At 71.6% G+C, this 21,275-nt stretch carries 22 protein-coding genes; 13 read left to right on the plus strand and 9 right to left on the minus strand.

Annotation, left to right across the window (positions count from 1 at the left end):
* Nucleotides 1-250 precede the first annotated feature (250 nt).
* On the minus strand, nt 251-1,036 hold the full coding sequence (locus AB0C21_RS40800; protein WP_500211637.1) for a hypothetical protein: 786 nt from the start codon (nt 1,034-1,036) through the stop codon (nt 251-253).
* Between the two features lie 125 nt (nt 1,037-1,161).
* On the opposite strand from AB0C21_RS40800, the gene AB0C21_RS40805 reads away from it, so the two are divergent.
* The 6 genes from AB0C21_RS40805 to AB0C21_RS40830 all read left to right on the plus strand — a co-directional run bounded on the left by AB0C21_RS40805 (nt 1,162) and on the right by AB0C21_RS40830 (nt 7,904).
* The gene (locus AB0C21_RS40805; protein WP_500211638.1) at nt 1,162-2,100 is read left to right on the plus strand and encodes an aldo/keto reductase; all 939 of its coding nucleotides are present in this window, start codon (nt 1,162-1,164) and stop codon (nt 2,098-2,100) included.
* A gap of 63 nt (nt 2,101-2,163) precedes the next feature.
* On the plus strand, nt 2,164-3,072 hold the full coding sequence (locus AB0C21_RS40810; protein WP_500211639.1) for a serine/threonine-protein kinase: 909 nt from the start codon (nt 2,164-2,166) through the stop codon (nt 3,070-3,072).
* 467 nt (nt 3,073-3,539) lie between these two features.
* The gene (locus AB0C21_RS40815) at nt 3,540-4,823 is read left to right on the plus strand and encodes a citrate synthase (protein WP_149264488.1); all 1,284 of its coding nucleotides are present in this window, start codon (nt 3,540-3,542) and stop codon (nt 4,821-4,823) included.
* 142 nt (nt 4,824-4,965) lie between these two features.
* A complete protein-coding gene (locus AB0C21_RS40820) occupies nt 4,966-6,189 on the plus strand; it encodes a cytochrome P450 (RefSeq protein ID WP_500211640.1) in 1,224 nt (407 codons plus the stop codon).
* Between the two features lie 139 nt (nt 6,190-6,328).
* Complete coding sequence (locus AB0C21_RS40825; protein WP_500211641.1) at nt 6,329-7,243, plus strand: hypothetical protein; 915 nt, start codon at nt 6,329-6,331, stop codon at nt 7,241-7,243.
* 10 nt (nt 7,244-7,253) lie between these two features.
* Nucleotides 7,254-7,904 (plus strand): hypothetical protein, encoded by a 651-nt coding sequence (locus tag AB0C21_RS40830; protein WP_500211642.1) that lies wholly within the window; start codon nt 7,254-7,256, stop codon nt 7,902-7,904.
* A gap of 613 nt (nt 7,905-8,517) precedes the next feature.
* Here AB0C21_RS40830 and bioB read toward each other — a convergent pair.
* Nucleotides 8,518-9,678, minus strand: a complete 1,161-nt coding sequence (bioB, locus tag AB0C21_RS40835; protein ID WP_500211643.1) for a biotin synthase BioB — start codon at nt 9,676-9,678, stop codon at nt 8,518-8,520.
* Between the two features lie 308 nt (nt 9,679-9,986).
* Entirely contained in the window at nt 9,987-10,217 is a 231-nt protein-coding gene (locus tag AB0C21_RS40840; RefSeq protein ID WP_149264484.1) for a hypothetical protein, read from the minus strand.
* A gap of 148 nt (nt 10,218-10,365) precedes the next feature.
* On the opposite strand from AB0C21_RS40840, the gene AB0C21_RS40845 reads away from it, so the two are divergent.
* Nucleotides 10,366-11,049, plus strand: a complete 684-nt coding sequence (locus AB0C21_RS40845) for an alpha/beta fold hydrolase (RefSeq protein WP_500211645.1) — start codon at nt 10,366-10,368, stop codon at nt 11,047-11,049.
* Nucleotides 11,050-11,288: 239 nt separating this feature from the next.
* Here AB0C21_RS40845 and AB0C21_RS40850 read toward each other — a convergent pair whose 3' ends face one another.
* On the minus strand, nt 11,289-11,879 hold the full coding sequence (locus AB0C21_RS40850; RefSeq protein WP_500211646.1) for a DUF4291 domain-containing protein: 591 nt from the start codon (nt 11,877-11,879) through the stop codon (nt 11,289-11,291).
* A gap of 34 nt (nt 11,880-11,913) precedes the next feature.
* Entirely contained in the window at nt 11,914-12,618 is a 705-nt protein-coding gene (locus tag AB0C21_RS40855) for a TetR/AcrR family transcriptional regulator (RefSeq protein WP_500211648.1), read from the minus strand.
* A gap of 89 nt (nt 12,619-12,707) precedes the next feature.
* On the opposite strand from AB0C21_RS40855, the gene AB0C21_RS40860 reads away from it, so the two are divergent.
* Complete coding sequence (locus AB0C21_RS40860) at nt 12,708-13,604, plus strand: TIGR03620 family F420-dependent LLM class oxidoreductase (protein WP_500211649.1); 897 nt, start codon at nt 12,708-12,710, stop codon at nt 13,602-13,604.
* Nucleotides 13,605-14,055: 451 nt separating this feature from the next.
* Here the strand turns inward: AB0C21_RS40860 and AB0C21_RS40865 are convergent, their stop codons facing one another.
* Both AB0C21_RS40865 and AB0C21_RS40870 read right to left on the minus strand, forming a co-directional pair.
* The gene (locus tag AB0C21_RS40865; protein ID WP_500211651.1) at nt 14,056-14,712 is read right to left on the minus strand and encodes a response regulator; all 657 of its coding nucleotides are present in this window, start codon (nt 14,710-14,712) and stop codon (nt 14,056-14,058) included.
* Between the two features lie 8 nt (nt 14,713-14,720).
* Nucleotides 14,721-15,857, minus strand: coding sequence for a sensor histidine kinase (locus tag AB0C21_RS40870; RefSeq protein ID WP_500211652.1), 1,137 nt, complete (start codon nt 15,855-15,857; stop codon nt 14,721-14,723).
* Nucleotides 15,858-16,015: 158 nt separating this feature from the next.
* On the opposite strand from AB0C21_RS40870, the gene AB0C21_RS40875 reads away from it, so the two are divergent.
* The 3 genes from AB0C21_RS40875 to AB0C21_RS40885 are packed head-to-tail and all read left to right on the plus strand — an operon-like array spanning nt 16,016 to nt 18,473.
* A complete protein-coding gene (locus AB0C21_RS40875) occupies nt 16,016-16,921 on the plus strand; it encodes an ABC transporter ATP-binding protein (protein ID WP_500211653.1) in 906 nt (301 codons plus the stop codon).
* Nucleotides 16,918-17,694: an ABC transporter permease gene (locus AB0C21_RS40880; protein ID WP_500211654.1), complete on the plus strand. Its 777-nt coding sequence runs from the start codon at nt 16,918-16,920 to the stop codon at nt 17,692-17,694. The genes AB0C21_RS40875 and AB0C21_RS40880 overlap by 4 nt, the downstream gene beginning before the upstream one ends.
* A complete protein-coding gene (locus tag AB0C21_RS40885) occupies nt 17,691-18,473 on the plus strand; it encodes an ABC transporter permease (protein ID WP_500211656.1) in 783 nt (260 codons plus the stop codon). Before AB0C21_RS40880 ends, AB0C21_RS40885 begins: the two co-directional genes overlap by 4 nt.
* Before the next feature lie 65 nt (nt 18,474-18,538).
* On the opposite strand, the gene AB0C21_RS40890 is transcribed toward AB0C21_RS40885, so the two are convergent.
* The gene (locus AB0C21_RS40890) at nt 18,539-18,847 is read right to left on the minus strand and encodes a hypothetical protein (protein ID WP_149264476.1); all 309 of its coding nucleotides are present in this window, start codon (nt 18,845-18,847) and stop codon (nt 18,539-18,541) included.
* Nucleotides 18,848-19,446: 599 nt separating this feature from the next.
* On the opposite strand from AB0C21_RS40890, the gene AB0C21_RS40895 reads away from it, so the two are divergent.
* Nucleotides 19,447-20,313 (plus strand): Sco1979 family transcriptional regulator, encoded by an 867-nt coding sequence (locus AB0C21_RS40895; RefSeq protein WP_149264536.1) that lies wholly within the window; start codon nt 19,447-19,449, stop codon nt 20,311-20,313.
* 9 nt (nt 20,314-20,322) lie between these two features.
* On the opposite strand, the gene paaI is transcribed toward AB0C21_RS40895, so the two are convergent.
* A complete protein-coding gene (gene paaI / locus AB0C21_RS40900) occupies nt 20,323-20,721 on the minus strand; it encodes a hydroxyphenylacetyl-CoA thioesterase PaaI (protein ID WP_500211712.1) in 399 nt (132 codons plus the stop codon).
* Between the two features lie 134 nt (nt 20,722-20,855).
* On the opposite strand from paaI, the gene AB0C21_RS40905 reads away from it, so the two are divergent.
* Nucleotides 20,856-21,257 carry a nitroreductase family deazaflavin-dependent oxidoreductase gene (locus AB0C21_RS40905; RefSeq protein WP_500211658.1) on the plus strand — a complete coding sequence of 134 codons (402 nt, stop codon included), beginning with the start codon at nt 20,856-20,858 and terminating at the stop codon, nt 21,255-21,257.
* Nucleotides 21,258-21,275 lie beyond the last annotated feature (18 nt).

A 21,275-nucleotide genomic window follows, 5' to 3' on the forward strand; every position in this document is an offset into this window, starting at 1 on the left:
AACCGTCAGGGCCGAGCGGGCAGGGCCGCTCACCGGCGACAGGCAGCGCCGACCCACTCCCGCACCCGCCGCACCTCCACAAAGGGCACACCTCAGAACGGGACCTCCCACCAACCGTCAGGGCCGAGCGGGCAGGGCTGCTCACCGGCAACAGGCAGCGCCGACCCACTCCCGCACCCGCCGCACCTCCATAGAGGGCGCGCCTGAGAGCGGCGCCTCCCCCACCTGTCAGGGCCCGAGTGGGCGGGGCTCAGAGGGCCGGGCTTTCTTGTCGGGCCATCTCAGCCCTGATCGTTGTGAGGCTTCTCAACGCCCGTCCTAGAGGGCCGGTATCCGGTGGCTGCTCTGCGTCGCGGTCCACAAAGGCGGAGCAGCGGAGGAGCCAGGCGCGGACGACGTCCTCGGCGTGGGCCTCTGAGCGCCGCGTTCGGGCGAGCGCCAGATGGCGTTTCTCCTCGGCCACCTGGCGGGCGAGGTCCTCGTCCGACCGCAAAGCCTGGACGTCGGAGAGCGCGTACCGGCCGAGCCTGTCCGCGGCCAGGCCGCGTTCGCCCGCGATCCGGTCGAACATCTTGCGGGGCCAGTCGAGGATGGTCGCCGCGCCGCCGGCGTCGACGGTGTCGGTCAGCGGGCCTTTCCTGGCAGTGACGACCCGGCGCACGGTGTCGGGATCGAGGCGGTCCAGGTCGCGCAGCAGGTAGACGGGATGCCCTCGGAAGGCGCTGACGACGTTGAGGTCTCCCTGGGCGACCAGGACCTCGATGTCGCCGCGCTCGACGTCGAGGCCGACCCGCGCCGCCAGCCGGGCGGCGGCCCGTGCTGAACCGACCGGGGGCTCGGCGCCGAACTTGGCGACGATCTCCTCGCCCCGCCCGCGGACCTCTTCGGCGAGGGCAGCGGACCACCGGTCCTCCTCAAGGTCGGGCTTCGGGAGCAGTCCGTGCTCGAGGCCGAGGCGCAGTTGCCATCGGGTGAGCCCGAGAAGCGCGGCGAACTGGTTGGCGCCGTGATCGGCGCGAGTCGTCTGAGCTGGCATTGCCGGGCCCTTCTTGTCGCGATGACGTGGACGCGCATCAGCCTCGCGGAGGCGTGCCGCCGCAGCGGCCAGAACGTGGTTCTGTGGATAACGGCCGCCGGGGCTCCACGTGCGAGGCTGGGGTCATGAACGCGATACGTCGGCTCGGGATCGGGCTCGCCGCCCTGGGGCGGCCGGCCTACATCAATGTGGGCAGCGCCGGGGAACTCCCGCCTGGGCGGAGCGTGGAGGCCATGCGCGAGGCGACCTGGAGCGTCCTCGATGCCGCTTACGCCGCAGGCATTCGGTGGGTGGACGCTGCACGCTCCTACGGCAGGGCGGAGGAGTTCCTTGGGGGCTGGCTGGAGGCACGCGCCCCCGCGGGGGTCCGCGTATCGAGCAAGTGGGGCTACGCCTACGTCGGTGACTGGAAGACCGACGCGGAAGTGCATGAGGTCAAGGAACACAGTCTCGACCGTTTCCAAGCGCAGTACGAGGAGACGCGCAGCCTGCTGGACGGGCATCTGTCCGTGTACCAAGTGCACTCGCTCACCGAAGAGAGTCCACTGTTCCAGGACGTCCCCCTCCAGGCGGCCCTGGCGCAACTGACGGCTGAGGGTGTTCGCGTCGGGTTCTCGACGTCCGGACCAAGGCAATCGGACACGATCAGGCGGGCGATGGAGTTGGAGGTGTCCGGTCAGAGGTTGTTCAGCACGGTCCAATCGACGTGGAACCTCCTGGAGACCTCTGCCGAGGACGCACTGCGCGAGGCCCATGGCGCCGGTCTGCATGTGCTGCTCAAGGAGGTGCTGGCCAACGGGCGGCTCGCCGTACGGGCGCCCGCGGAGGTGCGGGACCTCGCGGCCAAGTACGAGGTCGGGCCGGACGCCGTCGCCATGGCGGCGGCACTCGGCAGGCCGTGGGCTGGCACCGTCCTGATAGGCGCGGTCAGCCCGACCCAGTTGCGGGCCAACCTGGCGGTGACGGATGTGCGGCTTGGCGAGGGCGACCTGGAGGAGCTGGCAGGGCTGAGCGTCCCGCCGGAGCGCTACTGGGCCGAACGGAGTGCGCTCTCCTGGACGTGAGCGGTCGGACGAGCCCGTGCGCCGTGGCACGATTTGAGCACGCCCCACCATGATCGGATAGCCGTGTCCCTGCAGCCAGAACCCTCCCAGATGATCGGCCCGTACCGCGTGGTCGCCCGGCTCGGTTCCGGCGGGATGGGCGAGGTGTTCCTCGGGGCGTCGCCGAGCAGGCGCCTGGTCGCGGTGAAGGTGATCCGGGAGGAACTACTGGACGACCCCAGGTGGAGGGAACGCTTCCGCCGCGAGGTCACCTCGGCTCGCTCGGTGAGCGGCTTCTACACGGCGCCTGTCGTCGACGCCGATCCTGACGCCGACCGGCCTTGGCTGGCGACCCAGTACATCCGCGGGGTGAGCCTCTCCAAGGTCGTCCGGGAGAAGGGGCCGCTGCAAGAGGAGTCCGCCTGCCGGCTGGGGGCCGGGCTGGCGGAGGCGCTCATCGCGATCCATCAGGCGGGGATTGTGCACCGCGACCTGAAGCCGTCCAACGTCCTGCTCGCTTCGGACGGTCCGAGGGTCATCGACTTCGGTATCGCTCGCCCCCTGGACGCGCGGCCGCTGTCGCGTACGGAGATCCTGGGGACGCCCGCCTACATGTCGCCGGAACAGGCCCTGGGCGATCCCGTCCATCCGGAGAGCGACGTGTTCTCCCTCGGCTCGACGCTCGTCTACGCGGCGACCGGCGCGCCGCCGTTCGGCGGTGGGCACAAGGTCCGTGGACGGATCGTCCACGGCGAACCGGACCTCACCCTCCTGCCCGCTCCCATGCGGGGGCTCGTCACGCGCTGCCTGACGAAGGACCCCGGAGAACGTCCGACTCCAGAGCAGATCCTTGTCGCCCTGAGCACGTTGCTGGACGCGCACTACGGCGAGGAGTGGCCGCCCATGGACGTCGAGCAGTTGATCGACGTCCAGGAGCTGACACTGGTCGAGATGACGGCGGAACAGCCGACCTTGCGTGAGCCGCGCCAGTAGGCCCGCCCCGTGGCCGGTCGCCGAGCGGACCGGCGATGGCGAACGCGCTGAGATTCTTCTCACTTCGTCGGCTCCGCAGCCACGGCGCCGAAGAGCCTCCATGGCATCCTCTCCCCCCGCGCGAGATCATGAGAACGCCTCGCCGGCCGACCGGCCGGCGAGCCACGGACGGGGAGGGCGAAATCCGGTCGAACGCTCCTGACCGTCCGGCTTTCCGCCCAGGCCAGCCGGACCAAGCGTTCCGGGGTGACTCGTCCGGTTCCGGCACGTGGGCGGAGAGGCCCGGGGGCGCCACCCCCGCAAGCGACGGAGGGAGGGGCGTGACGAGAGGTGAGCGGCTCGCGCACCCGTGCCGCCGAACGGCCCGCCGTCGACGGGGACGGCCCGGATCAGCCCCCGTGATCACGTGGATACGATGAAGAACGGAACGTCTACGCAGGTGTGGACGCAGTTGGGAGTGAGCGAGTATGTCGGACTTCGAGCTCGACCACGCGGGCGGCCGCATGCCTCTGGAGGTCACCGAGGCGACCGAGGGCCCCTCGGGGCTGGTCGTGAGCAGCCTCCTCAAGGAGACGGGGCATGTCACGCTCGATCCGGGTTTCACCAACACGGCGTCCACCACGTCGGCCATCACCTACATCGACGGTGAGGCGGGGATCCTGCGCTACCGGGGCTACCCCATCGAGGAGCTGGCGGAGAAGTCCTCCTTCCTCGAGGTGGCCTACCTGCTGATCTACGGCGAGCTGCCTACGGCCGACCAGTTGAGCACGTTCACCGACAAGGTGCGCCACCACACCCTGCTGGACGAGAAGTTCCGCGCGTTCTTCTCCGCCTTCCCGCGCCGCGCGCACCCGATGGCCGTGCTGTCGTCCGCGGTCAGCGCCCTGTCGACGTTCTACCAGGACAGCCTCGACCCGTTCGACCCCGAGCAGGTCGACCGGTCCAGCATCCGGCTCATCGCCAAACTCCCGACGATCGCCGCCTACGCGTACAAGACGTCCAACGGCCAGCCGCTGCTGTACCCGGACAACTCCCTCGGGTACGTGGAGAACTTCCTCCGCATGATGTTCGGCCTGCCCACGCAGCCGTACGAGATCGACCCGGAGATCGCGCGCGTCCTGGACATGCTGTTCGTCCTGCACGCCGACCACGAGCAGAACTGCTCCACCTCGACCGTGCGGCTGGTGGGCTCCAGCCAGGCGAACCTGTTCTCCTCGGTGTCCGCGGGCGTCGACGCCTTGTTCGGGCCTCTGCACGGCGGCGCCAACCAGGCCGTCCTGGAGATGCTGGAGCGCATCCACGAGAACGGCGACGACATCGACTCGTTCGTCGAACGCGTCAAGAAGAAGGAGCCCGGCGTCAAGCTGATGGGCTTCGGGCACCGGGTCTACCGCAACTACGACCCGCGCGCCGCCGTCGTGAAGAAGGCCACCGGCAAGGTCCTGGACGCGCTCGGCAAGTCCGACCCGCTGCTGGACCTGGCCATGCGCCTCGAAGAGGTCGCGCTGAGCGACGACTACTTCGTCGAGCGCAAGCTGTACCCGAACGTGGACTTCTACACCGGCGTCATCTACAAGGCGATGGGGTTCCCGACGAACGCCTTCACGGTCCTGTTCGCCCTCGGCCGCCTCCCCGGCTGGATCGCCCAGTGGCGCGAGATGATGAACGACCCGTCCACAAAGATCGGGCGTCCGCGCCAGGTTTACGTGGGACCGGGCGAGCGTCACTTTGTGGAGCTCTCCGCTCGCTAACTGTGCCTTTGCCGGGCGGCGGCCCGGTGAGCGCGGACGGTCGCGCGCGGGCGGGGTCCCATCCCGCCCGCGCATGATCGTCTTCTTGGGGGCGGCGGGGTTAGCCTGTGGGCGACGACTCCCCAGCGGAAGGCGCTCCCTCATGCCCTCCATCGCCGAGAGCAGCCTCGTCAGCCTGGACTTCTGGGCGAGACCGCAAGGCGAACGCGACGAAGTGTTCGCCTCCCTGCGGGCCGCGGAAGGGCCGGTCTTCTGCCCCCTGCCGGACGACCAGGGCTTCTACGCGATCACCCGTTACGAGGAGGTCGCCGAGGCCAGCCGGAACCCCCAGGTGTTCAGCTCCCAGCCCACCGCGGTCAGCCTGGTCGATCCGCCCCCTCAGGTCGTCCGCTACAGCGGCTCCATGATCAGCATCGACGACCCGCGGCACGCGCGGCTCCGCCGGATCGTCTCCCGCTCGTTCACGCCGCGCCTCGTCCAGCGGGTCACCGGGGACGTCGCCGTCCTCGCCCGCCGCATCGTGGACGAGCTGACCGAACGCGGCCCGTGCGACTTCGTGGAGCACGTCGCCATGCCGATGCCCTTGCAGATCATCTGCTCCATGATGGGCATCCCGGAGTCGGCGTACGACGACGTCATCGACGCCACCAACCTCATCATCGCCCTCGGCGACCCCGACTACGAAGGGCCTGAGGGGAAGGACCGGGCGGCGATCCTCGCCGAGAAGTTCTCGCTCCTGCACGCGCTCATGGCCGACCTCGGACGGCTGCGCCGGGAAAAGCCCACCGACGACCTCGTCACAGCGCTGACGCACGCGAACGTGGACGGCGAGGCCCTCGACGACCTCGACCTGGGACGCTTCTTCGCACTGCTGGTGGTGGCCGGCAACGAGACGACGCGGAACGCGCTGTCGCACTCCCTGACCCTGCTGACCGACAACCCCGAGCAGCGGGACATCCTCCTCGCGGACCTGGACGTGCGGCTTCCGGCCGCCGTCGAGGAGATCGTCCGCTACGCCACCCCCGTGACGTGGATGCGCCGCACGCTGACCCGCGACCACGAGCTGGGCGGGCACGTCTACCGCGCCGGCGACCGGGTGATCCTCTACTACAACTCGGCGAACAGGGACGACGGCGTCTTCAAGGACCCGTACGCGTTCGACGTCCTGCGCTCCCCCAACCCCCACTTCGGTTTCGGCGCCCCCGGGCCGCACTTCTGCCTCGGCGCACACCTGGCCCGCCGCGAGATCACCGTGCTGCTCCGCGAGCTGTACACGCGGCTGCCGACCCTGCACGCCACGGCGCCTCCCGTCCGCCAGCGGACGAGCTTCATCAACGGGATCAAGTCCGTCCCCTGCGCGTTCTGACCTCCGAGCGGAAGAGCCCGCCCGTGCCGCGCGGACGTCGGCGGGCGATATCCACAGAATCTCGTTCTCCTCGTTCCGTCCCGCGGCCTCCTCGAAGCTGAACCTCGCACGCCGGTCCAACGGCCCCGAGGAGGCTGCAATGCGCGTCACCATCACGGTCCCCGAAGAGACGACCGCCGATTTCGTCGTCGCGACCGACAGGAACCCCGGCGACCTGTCGGCGGCGATCCTCCGGAGGTTCTCCGGCTCCTTCGCGGCGGCGGTGTCGGAACGGCTCGGCTCGCCCCGCCTCGCGCTCGCCTGCCACCCCGCCGCCGCCTCCCCGTGGGACCTCTCCGGCGTCACCGGTGCGGACGCCGACGACATCGAACGACTGCGGCGAGCAACGACGCACATCGCCGTCACCTCGGTCCTGCCGGCCGGTGACCTGCCGTTAGGGCCGCACCTCGCCCGCGCCGCGACGAAGGCGATCGCCGAATCGCTCTGCGGCGTCCCCGTGGACCTCGCCTCGCGCCAGGTCCTGCCCGTCGTCCCCTTCGGAAGATTCGAGGATTTCGCCCTAGCCGACGACTGGCTCGGCACCACCCTGCCGCCCTACCGGAACTCCGGCCGCTGCACCGCCGACGAGGAGGACATCGACGGCTGCGCCTGCGTCCACCTCACGACACGGGGGTTGGGCCGGTTCGGCCTACCCGAACTCCAGATCACCGGCGTCGCCTGCCCGCACGACCTGGCGGCGCTCAACGTCCTTCGCACCACCGCCCAGCGGCTGCTGCCCCTCGGCAGGCACCCGGGCGAGCACACCCTGCCCGCGGAGTTGCTGCTGACGAGCGCCGACTTCTCCGCGTTCTGGGGCAACCGCGATCCACTGTGGGACGACGGGCCCATCGCGGTACGCCTTCTCGAAGTGACACCCCGCCGCCTGGCCATACGCCCTCCCGCGGACTTTCCGGGCACGTTGAACGAGTGGCTCTGGGACGAACTCCCGCCCGTCCTGCACGAACTGCTCAGCTGCGAGCCGGACCACGCCATGGCGAGCCATCCGAGTGGCTAACGTCGCCGGCATGGAGAACGAGCAGGAGCCAGGATCGCTTGCGAGAGCGCTGGCGGATGTGGCGGCCGAACGCGAAGCCCAGGACCGGACCTGGGGCGTCCAGGAGTTCCCGGACGGCACCGGCCCAGGCTTCACCACACGAGCTGAGGAGGCGAAGCAGGAATGCGTTGCGGCAGGGTCGCGCGGGGAGCTGACATGGCGTCATATCCTCGCCGAGGAGTTCTTCGAGGCGCTGGCCGAGTCCGACCCGGGAAGTCTCCGTAACGAACTGGTCCAGACTGCGGCGGTCGCCGTCCAGTGGATCCAGTCCCTGGACCGGCGCCACGGCGGGACGGTGCACCAAACCGAGGAGGGACTCCGGGCCGAGAAGCTCGTCCGTGATCGGATACCCGACATCATCCGGGATGCGGGCCGGACCCCGGAGACACGTGTCGCGGCTCATCACGAGCAAGCGGCCCTGCTACGCGCCAAGCTTTACGAGGAGGCCGGCGAGTATGTCGCGACCAGCGACCCCGCGGAACTCGCCGACCTTCTGGAGGTACTTCACGCCCTCGCCTCCCTCCACGGCCTCACCCCCGACCAATTGGAAGACCAGCGCGCCGCCAAGACCGCAGAACGAGGAGCCTTCTCCAAACGCCTCGTCCTCCGCCTCCCCCACTAGCCACGCCCCGCTCAGGAGGCGCCTCCTCGAATGCGTCCCGCCCGTGGAGCCCCCTCGCCTATGGCTGCCAGCCCCACCTGGACGAAGGCCCCGCCCATACAACCACCCCCACCAGTGAAGACGACTCGCTCGCGAAGCCCCCCCCCCCCCCCGCCCCCGGAAGCACCCTGCCCGTGCAACCGCCTACCCACCTCTAAAGACGCCCGCCCGTACAACCATTCGCAAACCTTTGCAGGTGCCCCACCCGTGCGACCGCCGCCCACCTCCGGCGGTGCCCACTAATGCGCCCGCCCGCCTCCGGAGGTGATCCACCCGTACCCGACCACCCACCTGTGAAGGCGCCCTGCCGTGCGGCCGCCAGCCCACCTCTGCAGGACCCCATCCGTGCAACCGCCGCCCACCTCCGGAGGCGCCCGCTAATGCGTGCGCCGCCCGTCTCTGAAGGTGCCCCGCTTGTGAGCGCCCCTGGTGCAAGGCGCCGCCGCATGGGAGGGCTCTCTGGTGCAGGCGCCCTCGCACGACGGCGGCCGGGGATGAAGGCCGCGGGTCCAGGAGGTCTGGGGTGAAAACGGTGGGGGCGAAGTCGGGGCAGCGGCGGGGGTAGCTCGCCGGGTCAGGCGTTGGGGGGCAGGCTGGTGCCTGCTCCTCGGCGGCGTACCGTCACCAGGTCGGTTCGGGCAGGCCCCCCGAGCTGCGCGGGGCGGGCGTCGCCGTCGTCGCCGATGTCCTCCCGTTCGGGTGCGGCATCGGACGCGGGGGCCTTCGATCGCCTTCGGTGTTCGGGCAGCGTGGCGGTGGCCGTGCCTTCCACCTCGAAGCCCGCGTCGGCGATCATGTCGAGGTCCGCCTTGCCGGCCTGCCCCTCACTGGTCAGGTAGTCGCCCAGGAAGATCGAGTTGACCACGTGCAGCGCGAGGGGCTGGAGCGTCCGCAGATGGATCTCCCGCCCGCCGGCGAGACGCACCTCCACGTCCGGGCAGACGAAACGCACCATCGCCAGGATCCGCAGGCAGCGCTGCGGGGTGAGGGCCCATTTCTCGGCCATCGGCGTCCCGTCGAACGGGATCAAGAAGTTCACCGGGACCGAGTCCACGTCCAGGTCGCGCAGCGCGAAGACCACGTCCACCAGGTCCGCGTCGCTCTCCCCCATGCCGGCGATCAGCCCGGAGCATGCCGACAGGCCTGCATCCTTGGTCTGCCGGACGGTGTCGACCCGGTCGCCGAAGTCGTGCGTGGTGCAGATGTCCGCATACGCGGCTTCGGCGGTGTTCAGATTGTGGCTGTAGGCGTCGACGCCGACCTCCCGCAGCCGCCCGGCCTGCGCGCCGGACAGCAGCCCGAGGCAGGCGCAGATCTCCACCTCCTCGTCGCGTTCTTTGATCGCGTCGATGATGCCGGCGACCCGTTCCACATCCCGGTCGGTCGGGCCACGTCCACTGGCCACCAGGCACAGGCGTTTGGCGCCACCGGCCACGCCCGCTTCCGCCGCCGCGGCCGCCTCGTCGGGCTTCAGCCAGGTGTAGGTCAGAACGCCGGCCTCCGACCCCAGCCGTTGCGAGCAGTACGAGCAGTCCTCAGGACAGAGCCCCGACTTCAGGTTGACCAGGTAGTTCAGCTTGACCCGGCGCCCGAACCAGTGCCGTCGTACCTTGCCGGCGGCCGCCACCACGTCGAGCAATTCGTCATCGGAGGTTTCCAGCACCGCGAGCGCCTCGGCCCGGGACAGCGGCTCACGGCGCAATCCCTTGCCGACCAGAGTCTCCAGCAGGTCCATGGCGCCGATCCTGGCCTCATGCGCACGCCCCGCCAAGGCCCGCACCGTACAAGAAGGTCGATCAAGATCTGTCGATCACCTCAGCACGAGGCACCCGCCCCACCACAGCCGGGGCGGAGTGGCGAAAAGGAACGTCGCGAGACCCTGCGCATCGGGGCGTACATGCCACTGCACCCCAGCCAACCCCCAGCCCCTCCCGCACGTCCCACGACGACAGATCCACGGCCCCAGAGGCGAAGTCACGACTGCCACGTCCTGCGCATCGCGAGCGGACATGACCGAGGCGGGCGTGCACCGGGGTGGGAGGGTCAGGGCCAGACCTGGTGGAGGGTCCAGGGGCCGGGTTGGTGGGGGGCGATGACCTCGGCGATTGCGAGGCCGTCCGGTGTCGCCACCTGGAGGCGGTAGAACCTCGCCTGGCCCGGGGCCTGCCATTCCTCAAGGACCCGGCGCACGCGGTAGCGGCCGCGCGGGCCGGTGATCTGGGAGGGGCGGCCCGTGGGCGTGGTCTCCGCCGAGACCGGTTCGTCGATCAGCACGAGACGACAAGCTAGTCCGAACACACGTTCGAAGCGAACCCGACACGCCGGGGCGACCGACGGAAGCACCGTCCCACCCTGGCTCGGGACCTGATTGTCCGTGGGGGGCGCTACCGTCGCTGCCGTCGGACTACGGAGGACGATGACCATGGCGACCTACACCCTCATCCCTGGAGCGGGCGGCCAAGCCTGGTACTGGCACCGTCTGGTACCGGAACTGCAGGCGCGAGGGCACGACGTCGTGGCCGTCGACCTTCCCGCCGGTGATGACTTCGCGGGCCTGACGGAGTACGTCGACACCGTGGTCGAGGCGATCGGCGACCGGAGGGATCTCATCCTGGTGGCGCAGTCGATGGGCGGCCTCACGGCACCGCTCGTCTGCGAGCGGCTGCCGGTCGACCTGCTCGTGCTGCTCAACGCCATGGTCCCGTCGCCAGGCGAGACGGGCGGCGAATGGTGGGAGAACACCGGGCAGGCGAAGGCGATGTCCGACCAGGCGGTCCGGGACGGACGGACGCCGCCCGCCGAGTTCGACGCAGATGAGTACTTCCTCCACGACGTGCCGGACGAAGTGAAGGCGGTGGCGCTCTCGCAGGAGGCTCCGCAGTCGGCCACACCCTTCACGGAGCCGTGGCCGCTCCACAAGTGGCCCAGCACTCCGACCGTCTTCCTGCAAGCACGCGACGACCGCTTCTTCCCACTGGACTTCCAGCGGCGGGTGGTGGGCGAGCGGCTGGGCATCGCCGTCGACGAGATGCCCGGCGGGCACCTCGTCGCACTGAGCCGTCCCCGAGAACTGGCCGACCGCCTGGAGACCTACCGCACGCGATGACGGGCCCCGCGGCCCATCCGGAGACCCGCAGCGCATCCGGAGACCCGCAGCGCATCCGGAGACCCGCAAGGGTTTGGCTCATGGACTACCAGGCCTCTCCCGGGCACCTGGACAGGCGTGGAGAACGTCTGCCGTGCGGCGCATGCCATGCCGAGGTCTGTTGTCACGCTGACCGGGCGGGTTGGGCGTTCGGTCCACCCAGGCCCCGCTTGCCCGGTGGAGGCTGGGGGCCTTCGGCGCTATGACGCTCCCAGCCGTTCGGCCAGGGCGGGCGACAGCGGGTACGGGTGTTCCTCGGGGAGGAGCGCTCTGGCCTGGGGGATCCGGCCGGCCTGGCGGAGTCCGTGGATCTTGCGGACCAGTGGGGTGCGGTCCTCGATGCCGAGGATCCAGTCGTCGACGTAGCGGTCGACGATGTGGCGGCTGAGGCCTACCTGGATGCTGCGCGCTTCGAGTTTCCGGCCGCGGAGGCAGCGTTCAGGGTCCCATTGGACGTGCACCATCGCCTTGGCGAACCGGCGGCGCCATTCGTCGGCGCTCCGGAAGACTCGGCGGTCGGGATCGGTCGGGACGGCCATGCCCAGCGCCTCCTCCCAGCCCGCCCGGGTGATCCGCACCGCGAGGATCGTCTCCTGTCCGGGCTTGCGGGCCCAGTCGCTGCGGGCCATGAGCCACAGGAAGGACGGCTTGATCCAGGTCATGCGGTGCCTGGAGAACGGCGGGACGAACGTGCCCTGCCGCGCCGCCGGACCGCCGATCTCGGGGGCGTACGCCTGGTAGACGGTGATCGAGTCGCGGTCGTAGCAGGCACGGATCTCGCGTGTGCGCATGATCCCGCCAGGGTGGCGCGGGGCTCGCTGCGGCTCAACCGGTTTTCCTCCGCCGGTGGGCCTTCTGGCGGCAGGCGGCGCCGCAGAACCGGGCGGGGCGTCCGGTCGGCGCCGAGGTGAGCGGCTTCCCGCACACCTCGCAGCGCCTTTCGTTACGCGACTCGGGCAGCGTTTCGTCGTCTTTCGTTACGGGACGGAGAGCGTCGCATGCCAGCGCCGTCATGCGTCCGGGCCGGCCCTCGGGGCGCCGCCGGCGTTCCATCAGCATGGCGCCGACCATGAGGGCCCGGACATCCTGAACGTCGACGTCCGAACGGACCGCGCCCGCGTCCTGCGCCCGCCGCAGCAGACCGCCCAGGGCCGAGGCGAACTGCTCGTCCATGCCTTGGACGTCCAGCGTTCGCAGGTCCGCGGCCAGGGCGTCGCACAGGGCGTGGTTGAACATCGCACGCTCCACGACCCACATCAGGAAGCCGTAGAAGGCCTCTCCGGGGTCATCTGCATGGACGAGCGCCTGCGCCTCGTCCACGATCCGCTCGATGCGGTCCGAGACGACCGCCTGGAACAGGGCCTCCTTGGTCGGGAAGTGGCGGTAGACGGTCCCGGCTCCGACGCCGGCTCGGCGGGCGATGTCATCGAGCGGGACGAGGCGGCCGTCCGCGGCGAAGGCCTCGAACGCGGCCTGAAGGATGCGCTCGCGGTTGCGGCGCGCGTCGGCGCGCTGCGCGCGTTCGCTCACCCGGCACCTCCTTCGTCGGGGTTGACAAGCGGGGCGGACGTTCCGGTACCGTCCTAAGCGGGTTAAGCGTTCCGATTATAGGAGGACCGATGACGGCGGTGGACGAGGCTCGCGCCGCGCTCGGCAGGATCGGCGTCGGGCTCGTGACGCCCATCGCGCCGGCGGACGAATGGCGGCGTGCGGCGCAGCGCGTCGAGCGGGCGGGCTACGGGTCGATATGGGTGAACGAGGCGATCGGCGGGCGGGAGGTGTTCACGCAGCTCAGCGTGATGCTGGCTGCGACCGAGCGGATCGTTCTCGGCTCGGCCGTCGCGAACCTGTGGGCACGGCATCCCGCCACCATGCAGGGTGCGGCGTCGGTCCTGGCCGACGCCTACCCGGGGCGCCTCGCGCTCGGCGTGGGCGTCAGCATGGGCGCGATCGTGGAACAGAGCGGGCAGAAGTGGACAAGCCCGCTGACCCGGATGCGCGAATACCTCGACGGAATGGACGCGGCCGTCGACGCGGCGCCCGTACCCGAGAAGCCCTTCCCGCGGCTGCTCGCGGCTCTCGGCCCGAAGATGCAGGAACTGGCCCGCGACCGCGCGGACGGCGCCCTCCCCGCCGCGATGCCCGTCGAGCACACCCGGCAGGCCCGGGAGAGGCTCGGCGACGACAAGCTCCTCATCGCCATGCAGAGCGCCATCCTCGAGACGGACCCGGCGAAAGCGCGCGGTCTCGCAAGAGGGACGCAGATGCTGGCGATTCCGGGCTCCCCCTACGTCCGCTCCCTCAAGTCGCTCGGATACGGCGACGAAGCGCTCTCCGGCGGCGGCTCTGACGAGGTCATCGACGCCTGCTTCGTCTGGGGCGATGAGACCACCATCGCCAAGAGGGTCCAGGAGCACCTGGACGCGGGAGCCGACCACGTCTGCGTCACGGTCTTCACTCCGGACCTGTCCTCGGCCGCCGACCACTTCGAACGCCTGGCCCCCGCCCTGCTCTGACGACCGCCCCGGCCACGCGCCTGCCCCGCGCCTCCCAGGGCCTCAAGCCCCTGCCTCGGAACCGCCGGGTCGGCTACTTGACCGATGGCACATGGGCCACGGCAACCGACCGGTCCGACCTGAGCGCGATCAACCGGGCCTCCGGCTCCCCCGCCGCACGGCGCGGTCCCGCACGGATCTCGGACGCCGCAGCCCTGCACGGCACAGGTCGCACCGCGCGGTCCCGCACCGCGCGGCCCCGCGAGGATTGCGCCGCGCGGGCGGCACCGCAGGCTCGCAAGGAGTGGCTCGGACGGTGCGGGTCGTACCGCGCGAGCCGACACAGTGGGTCAGCACAGCGCGCTCGAACGGCGCGGCCCGCACGGCGCGGCCCGCACGGCGCGGGTCGGACCGCGCGAGCCGACACAGTGGGTCAGCACAGCGCGCTCGAACGGCGCGGCTCGCACGGGGGTCAGCGGGGGCGGATCAGGCCGGTTTCGTAGGCGGTGATGACCAGTTGGGCGCGGTCGCGGGCGTGGAGTTTGGCCAGCAGGTGGCCGATGTGGGTCTTCACGGTGGCGGGGCTCAGGTGGAGGTGCTCGGCGAGCTCGGTGTTGGACAGGCCGCGCGCGATGAGGGTGAGGACCTCGCGTTCGCGGTCGGTGAGCGCGTCGAGTCCGGCGGGCGGCGGCTGGGCGGGGCCGGGGCGGCGGACGAACTCGGCGATCAGCCGCCGGGTCACCGACGGGGCGAGCAGGGACTCCCCGGACGCGACGACGCGGATCGCGGACAGCAGGTCGGCGGGCGGGGTGTCCTTCAGCAGGAAGCCGCTCGCCCCCGCACGCAGCGCCGAGTAGACGTAGGTGTCCAGGTCGAACGTCGTGAGGATCAGGACCCGGACGCCCGGCAGGTCGGCGCAGATGCGCTGGGTGGCCTCGATGCCGTCCATCTCGGGCATGCGGACGTCCATCAGGACGACGTCCGGGCGCTCCCGCGCGGCCAGCTCGACGGCCTCGGCCCCGTTGCCCGCCTCGCCGACGGTGCGGAGGCCGGGTGCGGTGTCGATCAGGACGCGGAAGCTGCCGCGCAGCAGCGCCTGGTCGTCGGCGACGAGGACGCTCAGATCCAACGGGGTTCCTAGCTGTCGTACGGGAAGGCGGCGGACACGGCGAAGCCGCCTTCGGGACGCGGGCCGGCGGTGAAGTCGCCGCCGTACATCATGACGCGTTCGCGCATGCCGATGAGTCCGTGCCCGTCGCCGCCCGGCAGGACCCGGGTGCCGGGCCCGTCGTCGGTGACGTCGATGCGCATCCGGAGCCCGTCGGCCCTGACGCGGACGCGGCAGCGTGCGGGCGCCGCGTGCTTGACGACGTTGGTGACCGCCTCCTGGACGATGCGGTAGGCGGAGAGCGCGACGCCGTCGGGGAGGTCCCCCGCGTCGACGTCCAGGTCGACGTGGACGCCGGCCATGGCGGCGCGCTCGGCGAGGCCGGTCAGGTCGGCCAGCCCCGGGGACGGGGCGAGGTCGGCGTCGGCGGCGCCGGTGCGCAGGACGCCGAGGAGGTGGCGCATCTCGGCGAGCGTGCCGCGGCTGGTGGTCTCGATGACGCGGAGGGCGTCGAGGGCCTCCTCGGGGCGGGCCTCGGCGACGTGGACGGCGACGCCGGCCTTGACGGCGATGAGGCTCATGCTGTGCGCGACGACGTCGTGGAGTTCGCGGGCGATGCGGAGGCGCTCGTCGGAGACGGCCTGGTCGGCGAGGCGGCGGGCGGCGTGCGCGGCGTGGGCGCGGCGTTCGCGGACGACGCGGCCGAGCGTCCAGGACGCGCCGAGGACGGAGACCCCGAGCAGCAGCCTGCCGAGGATCGCGGCCTGCGTCCCGACAGGACCGGCGACGGCGCCGGCGAAGATGAACACGGCGCTGACGGCGCCGATGAGCAGGGTGGGGACCCATCGGCGGCGGCGCCGGGTGAGCGCGACCTGGTAGAGGGCGAACCCCGCGGCGGCGTAGGTGTCCCAGGGCAGGCCGAGGAGCAGCGTGGCGGTCGAGGCGGACAGGACGGCGGCGAAGACCGGGACGGGCCACAGGCGCCGCACCGCGAGGGGCAGGGCCGTCGCGGCGGCGAGCGGAACGGCGAGGAGCGGCGGCGCGGCGGTGGAGGCCGGCAGCAGCACGAGCACGAGGGCGTAGATGAGCGCGGCCCCGGCGTCGAGGCCGATGAGGCCGCGCCGGCCGAACCGCGGGAGCGGGGAGCGCAGCTCGGATTCGTCCACGTCACGAAAGGTAGCGGGGCGGTGCGGTCCGCGCCTCATGCCGGCGGCCGTCATACCGGGGTCTGAGGCGGCGGGACGGCCTCGGAGCACGGTCGCACGTGCGGTTCCCGCCCCCGTTCCGATGTGCGCCGGGGCGGTCGCGGACGACCCTCGACGGCATGATCGAGGTACGCGAACTGACCAAGCGCTACGGCGCCACGACGGCGGTGGACCGCCTGTCCTTCACCGTGAGGCCGGGGGCGGTGACGGGGTTCCTCGGCCCGAACGGCGCCGGAAAGTCGACGACGATGCGCGTCGTGCTGGGCCTGGACCGGCCGACGTCCGGTGAGGCGCTCGTCAACGGGCGCCCGTACAGGGCGCTCCGGCAGCCGATGCGCGAGGTGGGGGCGCTGCTGGACGCGGGCGCGGTGCAGGGCGGGCGCCGGGCGTTCGACCATCTCGGCTGGCTGGCGCGCAGCAACGGGATAGGGACGCGGCGGGTGGCGGAGGTCCTGGAGCAGGTGGGCCTCGCGGGGGTCGCGCGCAAGCGGCTCGCCGGGTTCTCGCTGGGTATGCGGCAGCGGCTCGGGATCGCCGCGGCGCTGCTGGGCGATCCGGGGGTGCTGATGTTCGACGAGCCGGTGAACGGGCTGGACCCCGACGGGGTCCGCTGGATCCGCGAGCTGATGCGGGGGCTGGCCGCCGAGGGCCGGACGGTGCTGGTCTCCAGCCATCTGATGAGCGAGATGGAGCTGACGGCCGACCGGCTGGTCATCATCGGGCGCGGACGGCTGATCGCGGACACGTCGGTGCGGGAGCTGGCGGACCGCTTCCGCCGCGGGGTGCTGGTCCGCTCGCCGCGCCCGGCCGAGCTGACCGCCGTGCTCGCCGCCGCCGGGGGCTCGGTCGAGTCCGCGCCGGGCGGGGCGCTCACGGTCGCCGGGCTGGACGTGGCCGCCATCGGCGACACGGCCGCCGCGAACGGGATCCCGCTGCACGAGGTGACGCCGCACAGCGCCACGCTGGAGGAGGCCTACATGGAGCTGACCGCGGGCGGCACCGAGTTCAGGGCGGTGGCGTCGTGATCGACGCGCTCGCCGCCGAGTGGTACAAGCTCCGGACCGTCCGCTCGACCTTCGCCGTGTTCGGGACGGTCGCGGCGTTCATGCTCCTCTGTCTCCTTTGGTCGTGGTACGTCGCCCGCTATTGGGACGGCCTGCCGCCCGCGAGGAGGGCGACGGCGAAGGTGGCCCCGGCGGAGCAGCCCCTGGCCGTGGCGCTGCCGGTGTGCGCGGTGGTGCTGGGGGCGCTCACGTTCACGTCGGAGTACGCGCACGGCATGAACCGCACGACGCTGGCCGCGCTGCCGAACCGGCCGGTCCTGTTCGCCTCCAAGGCGGGCGTGGCGGCGGCCGCGATGCTCGTCGCGGCGCTGGCGGCGCTGGCCGCCGGGGCCGCCACCGGGAACGCGATCGTGGGGAGCCGTCCGGTGGCCACGTTCCAGGGGCCGGCGGCGGACGTCGCGGTCCACCTGCTGTGGCTCGGCCTGACGACGGCGGCGATCACGCTGGTCGCGTGCGGGCTGGGCGCCGTCCTCCGCTCCACGGCCGGGACGATCACGGCCGGGATGGCCGTGCTGTTCGTGGTGCCCGGCCTCGCCCGGCTGCTTCCGTCCCCGTGGGACGAGCGGATCTGGTCGGCGCTGCCCGGCAGCCTGTCCGACCAGATCGCGGGCGCTCCGGGCTCGTCGACGGACCACGGCGTCCTGTCGCCGTCCGCGGCGGTCGCGGTGCTCGCGGCCTATGCGGCCGTCGCGCTGGGGGCCGGGGCCTTCTCGTTCACGCGGCGGGACGCGTGATCGCCCTCGCGGTCGCGGCCGAGTGGCGCAAGCTGCGCTCGGTGCGCTCGACCTACTGGGTGCTGGCGGTGACGGCGGCGTTCACCGGGTTCACCGTGCTGCTCGCGGTGCAGATGGCGCACGTCTGGGACGGGCTGGCGGCCGACCGCCGCGACGACCTGCTGCTGCGCCCGGTGCAGGAGCTCAGCACGTGGGTGGCGTCGCTGTGCCTGGCGGTGCTCGGCGCGCTGTCCGTCACGTCCGAGTACCGCACGGGCATGATCCGGACGAGTCTCACCGCGCTCCCGAGGCGCCCGGGACTGCTGGCGGCCAAGGCGGTGGTGGCCGGGGCGGTCGCACTGGTCGCCGGGGAGGCCGCGACGGTCGGCTCGTTCCTCGGCACCCGGCTCGTCGTCGGCGACCGGCCCTTCCCGGACCAGCACGCGTCCATCGCGCACGACCTGCCCGGATTCCTCGTCGAGGGGACGGCGGTCCCGGTGTTCGCGCTGCTCGGCCTGTCGCTCGGCGTGCTGCTGCGGTCCACGGCGGGAACCCTCGTGTCGGTGGTGTTCCTGTGGCACGTCCTGCCGCTGCTCGCCTTCCACCTGCCGCGGCCGTGGAGCGAGCGCGTCGGCTCGGTCCTGCCCGGCGGCCTGCCCGCCCAGATGGCGGGGATCGGCGCGGACAACTCCGTCTACGGGGATCTGCTGTCCCCGCCCGCGGCGACCGCCGTGCTGCTGGCGTACGCGTTCGCGCCGCTCGCCCTCGCCGCCGTCGTCCTCGCCAGGCGGGACGCCTGAAGGCCCTGAAGCCACCGACGGCGGCGTCCCCGGAGCGGGGCGCCGCCGTTCGTCTTCGGGCAGGCTCAGCCGGCCTGCAGGGAGGTCGCCCGGACGGCCAGGCGCTCGCGCAGCATGTCGACGGCCTCGTCGATGCGGGGCGCGGCGGCCTGGGCGCGCACGCGCCGGCCGTCGAACTCGACGACGGCCTGGGCCAGGGCCGGGCGCGGCAGCGACCGGTCGGCCACCACGCTCAGCGTGACCTGGACGGACGTCACGCCGCGGGCGCCGGCCAGCGCGTCGCGGACGGCCCGCTCGGCCGCCGCGCGCTCGTGCGCCGAGACGTCGCCCGAGGTCAGGAACCGGATCTCCGGTCGCTCACGGGTCGCGTTCATGTGTCCTCCCAGATGCGCTTGTTCGGTCGCCTGTCGGCACGCGCGGCGGCCCCGTTGCGGCCAGGTGGGCCGCCGCCCTGAACAGAGAACGCCGCAGCCCCCCGAGATCACGCCCGCGCGGGACGAGAGCTTCATCACTCGATGCGCCGGCCGCCCGGCGCGCACCACGGGGGAATGCCCGCAGAATAAGTGGTCAGAGACATTCACGGAGCCGGCAACGGCCTGCGAAATGGCCTGTCAGGATTGGCCGCCCGCAAAGCGGGAGAGCACCCGGCAATTCCTGCACCGACACCGGCCCGCGCGCGGGAAAAATGACCACCCGGCCGACTCCGTGCAACGCTCGTGCAACGTTCCGCAGCCGACTCGCCACCGACAGGCACTGCTCACAGGGCTCCGCACCCCTTTTCGCCCATGTCAGCGCCGGTCAGGCGCCGCCGGATCGGAAGGCGGTATTCCGCCATCCCAAAAACACCCGCGCATCCTCTAACATAGGGCGGTGCCGTTCCGCCCACGAGCAGACCCGTCGACTGGCTGGTGACCCCTTGCCCCAGGATTCAGCTGCCCCAACACCCCCGCCGGAAGGTGATCCGGCCGGACGGCTGATCGATTATCCGCGCCGCGGCGGGCCGACCGTCCTGCGCATTCTCCTCGGCGCGCAACTGCGGCGGCTGCGCGAGGCGCGCGGCATCTCCACCGAGCAGGCGGGTTACGAGATCCGCGGATCGCACTCCAAGATCAGTCGAATGGAGCTGGGCAGGGTCGGCTTCAAGGAGCGCGACGTCGCCGATCTGCTCACCCTCTACGGCGTCTCCGACCCCGCCGAGCGCGCCCCGCTGCTGGCGCTCGCCAAGGAGGCCAACACCCCCGGCTGGTGGCACCGGTACGGCGACATCCTGCCGAGCTGGTTCGAGGTGTACCTCGGGCTGGAGGAGGCAGCGTCCCTGCTGCGCACCTACGAGCTCCAGTTCGTCCCCGGGCTCCTGCAGACCGAGGACTACGCGCGCGCCGTCGTCCGGCTCGGGTACTCCGACGCCAGCGACGAGGAGGTCGAGCGCCGCGTCCAGATCCGCACCACCCGGCAGGAGCGGTTCACCTCCCCCGAGGCGCCGACGCTGTGGGCCGTGCTGGACGAGGCGGTCGTGCGCCGCCCGCTCGGCGGCCGCCAGGTGATGCGCGAGCAGATCCGGCACCTGATCGAGGTGTCGGAGCTGCCCAACGTCACGCTGCAGATCGTGCCGTTCGGCGCGGGAGGGCACGCCGCCGCAGGCGGCCCGTTCACCATCCTGCGCTTCGCCGAGCCCGGCCTGTCCGACGTCGTCTACCTGGAGCAGCTCACCAGCGCGCTCTACCTCGACAAGCCGACCGACGTCGACACCTACATGCGCGCGATGAACAACCTCTGCATCACCGCCGAGCGGCCCGACGAGACCGCGCGCTACCTCACCCGGGTCCTCAACGAGCTGTGACGGCGGCCCTCAGGGCGTGCCGCCGTTCAGGACGCGCTGGTCCCGGCTGCGGCTCCCGCCGCGGAACTCCGCGATGACCTCCCCGCCGGGGACGCGGCGCACCGTGACGTCGTAGATCCCGCTTCGGCCGTACCGGGTGCGTTCGACCGCCGTCGCCTCCAGGACGTCACCACCGCGCGCACTCGCGACGAACACCACGTCCGCGGACGCGGCGACCGTCACGGAGTCATAGGTGTTGCACGCGTAGGCGAACGCCGAATCGGCGAGCAGGAACAAGTAGCCGCCGTGGGCGATCCCATGGCCGTTCACCATGGTGTCGGCCACCGTCATCCGCAACCGCGCCCGCCCCGGCGCGATCTCGGTGATCTGCATGCCGAGGTCCTGCGCCACCTCGTCCTGCGTGTACATCGTCTCGGCGCACCGCCGCGCCACCTCTGCCGCATCATCCACCACGCCAGGGTAATGATCCCGGGAAGGGCGGCCCCGGCTCGCGGGTTACAAGAGGGCGCCTTTCGATGGCGATGCCGAGTGAGGAGACGACCATGCTTTACGGCAAGGAGCACGTCGAGCGGTACCAGGCGACCGACGGTGAGGAGGGGCACGAGTGGCAGGGCACCGTCACCCTCCTGCTCACCACGACCGGGCGGCGCAGCGGCAAGGAGCGGACCACGCCGCTCATCTACCAGCCGGAAGGCGACGCCTACCTCGTCGTGGCGTCCAAGGGCGGGGCGGACGAGCCGCCGGCCTGGTACCGCAACCTGCAGGAGAACCCCGAGGTGAAGGTGCAGGTGAAGGGCGACAAGTTCACCGCGCGGGCCCGGACGGCGACGCCCGAGGAGAAGCCCGCGTTCTGGCGCAAGATGGCCGCCGTCTGGCCGGACTACGACGAGTACCAGAAGAAGACGAGCCGCGACATCCCGGTCGTCGTCCTCGAACGCGTCTGAGGCGCCGGGCCGCGCGGT

This window comes from Spirillospora sp. NPDC049024 (assembly GCF_040649235.1).
Lineage (GTDB): Bacteria > Actinomycetota > Actinomycetes > Streptosporangiales > Streptosporangiaceae > Spirillospora.

Excerpts from the sequence above, each read along its gene's own strand:
- AB0C21_RS40860 (WP_500211649.1), top strand. The coding sequence starts at position 12,708 with ATGACGGCGGTGGACGAGGCTCGCGCCGCGCTCGGCAGGATCGGCGTC.
- AB0C21_RS40815 (WP_149264488.1), top strand. The coding sequence starts at position 3,540 with ATGTCGGACTTCGAGCTCGACCACGCGGGCGGCCGCATGCCTCTGGAG.
- AB0C21_RS40825 (WP_500211641.1), top strand. The coding sequence starts at position 6,329 with ATGCGCGTCACCATCACGGTCCCCGAAGAGACGACCGCCGATTTCGTC.
- AB0C21_RS40890 (WP_149264476.1), bottom strand. The coding sequence starts at position 18,847 with ATGAACGCGACCCGTGAGCGACCGGAGATCCGGTTCCTGACCTCGGGC.
- AB0C21_RS40875 (WP_500211653.1), top strand. The coding sequence starts at position 16,016 with ATGATCGAGGTACGCGAACTGACCAAGCGCTACGGCGCCACGACGGCG.
- AB0C21_RS40845 (WP_500211645.1), top strand. The coding sequence starts at position 10,366 with ATGGCGACCTACACCCTCATCCCTGGAGCGGGCGGCCAAGCCTGGTAC.
- AB0C21_RS40805 (WP_500211638.1), top strand. The coding sequence starts at position 1,162 with ATGAACGCGATACGTCGGCTCGGGATCGGGCTCGCCGCCCTGGGGCGG.
- AB0C21_RS40820 (WP_500211640.1), top strand. The coding sequence starts at position 4,966 with ATGCCCTCCATCGCCGAGAGCAGCCTCGTCAGCCTGGACTTCTGGGCG.
- AB0C21_RS40800 (WP_500211637.1), bottom strand. The coding sequence starts at position 1,036 with ATGCCAGCTCAGACGACTCGCGCCGATCACGGCGCCAACCAGTTCGCC.
- AB0C21_RS40905 (WP_500211658.1), top strand. The coding sequence starts at position 20,856 with ATGCTTTACGGCAAGGAGCACGTCGAGCGGTACCAGGCGACCGACGGT.
- AB0C21_RS40850 (WP_500211646.1), bottom strand. The coding sequence starts at position 11,879 with ATGCGCACACGCGAGATCCGTGCCTGCTACGACCGCGACTCGATCACC.
- AB0C21_RS40830 (WP_500211642.1), top strand. The coding sequence starts at position 7,254 with ATGGAGAACGAGCAGGAGCCAGGATCGCTTGCGAGAGCGCTGGCGGAT.
- paaI (WP_500211712.1), bottom strand. The coding sequence starts at position 20,721 with ATGTACACGCAGGACGAGGTGGCGCAGGACCTCGGCATGCAGATCACC.
- bioB (WP_500211643.1), bottom strand. The coding sequence starts at position 9,678 with ATGGACCTGCTGGAGACTCTGGTCGGCAAGGGATTGCGCCGTGAGCCG.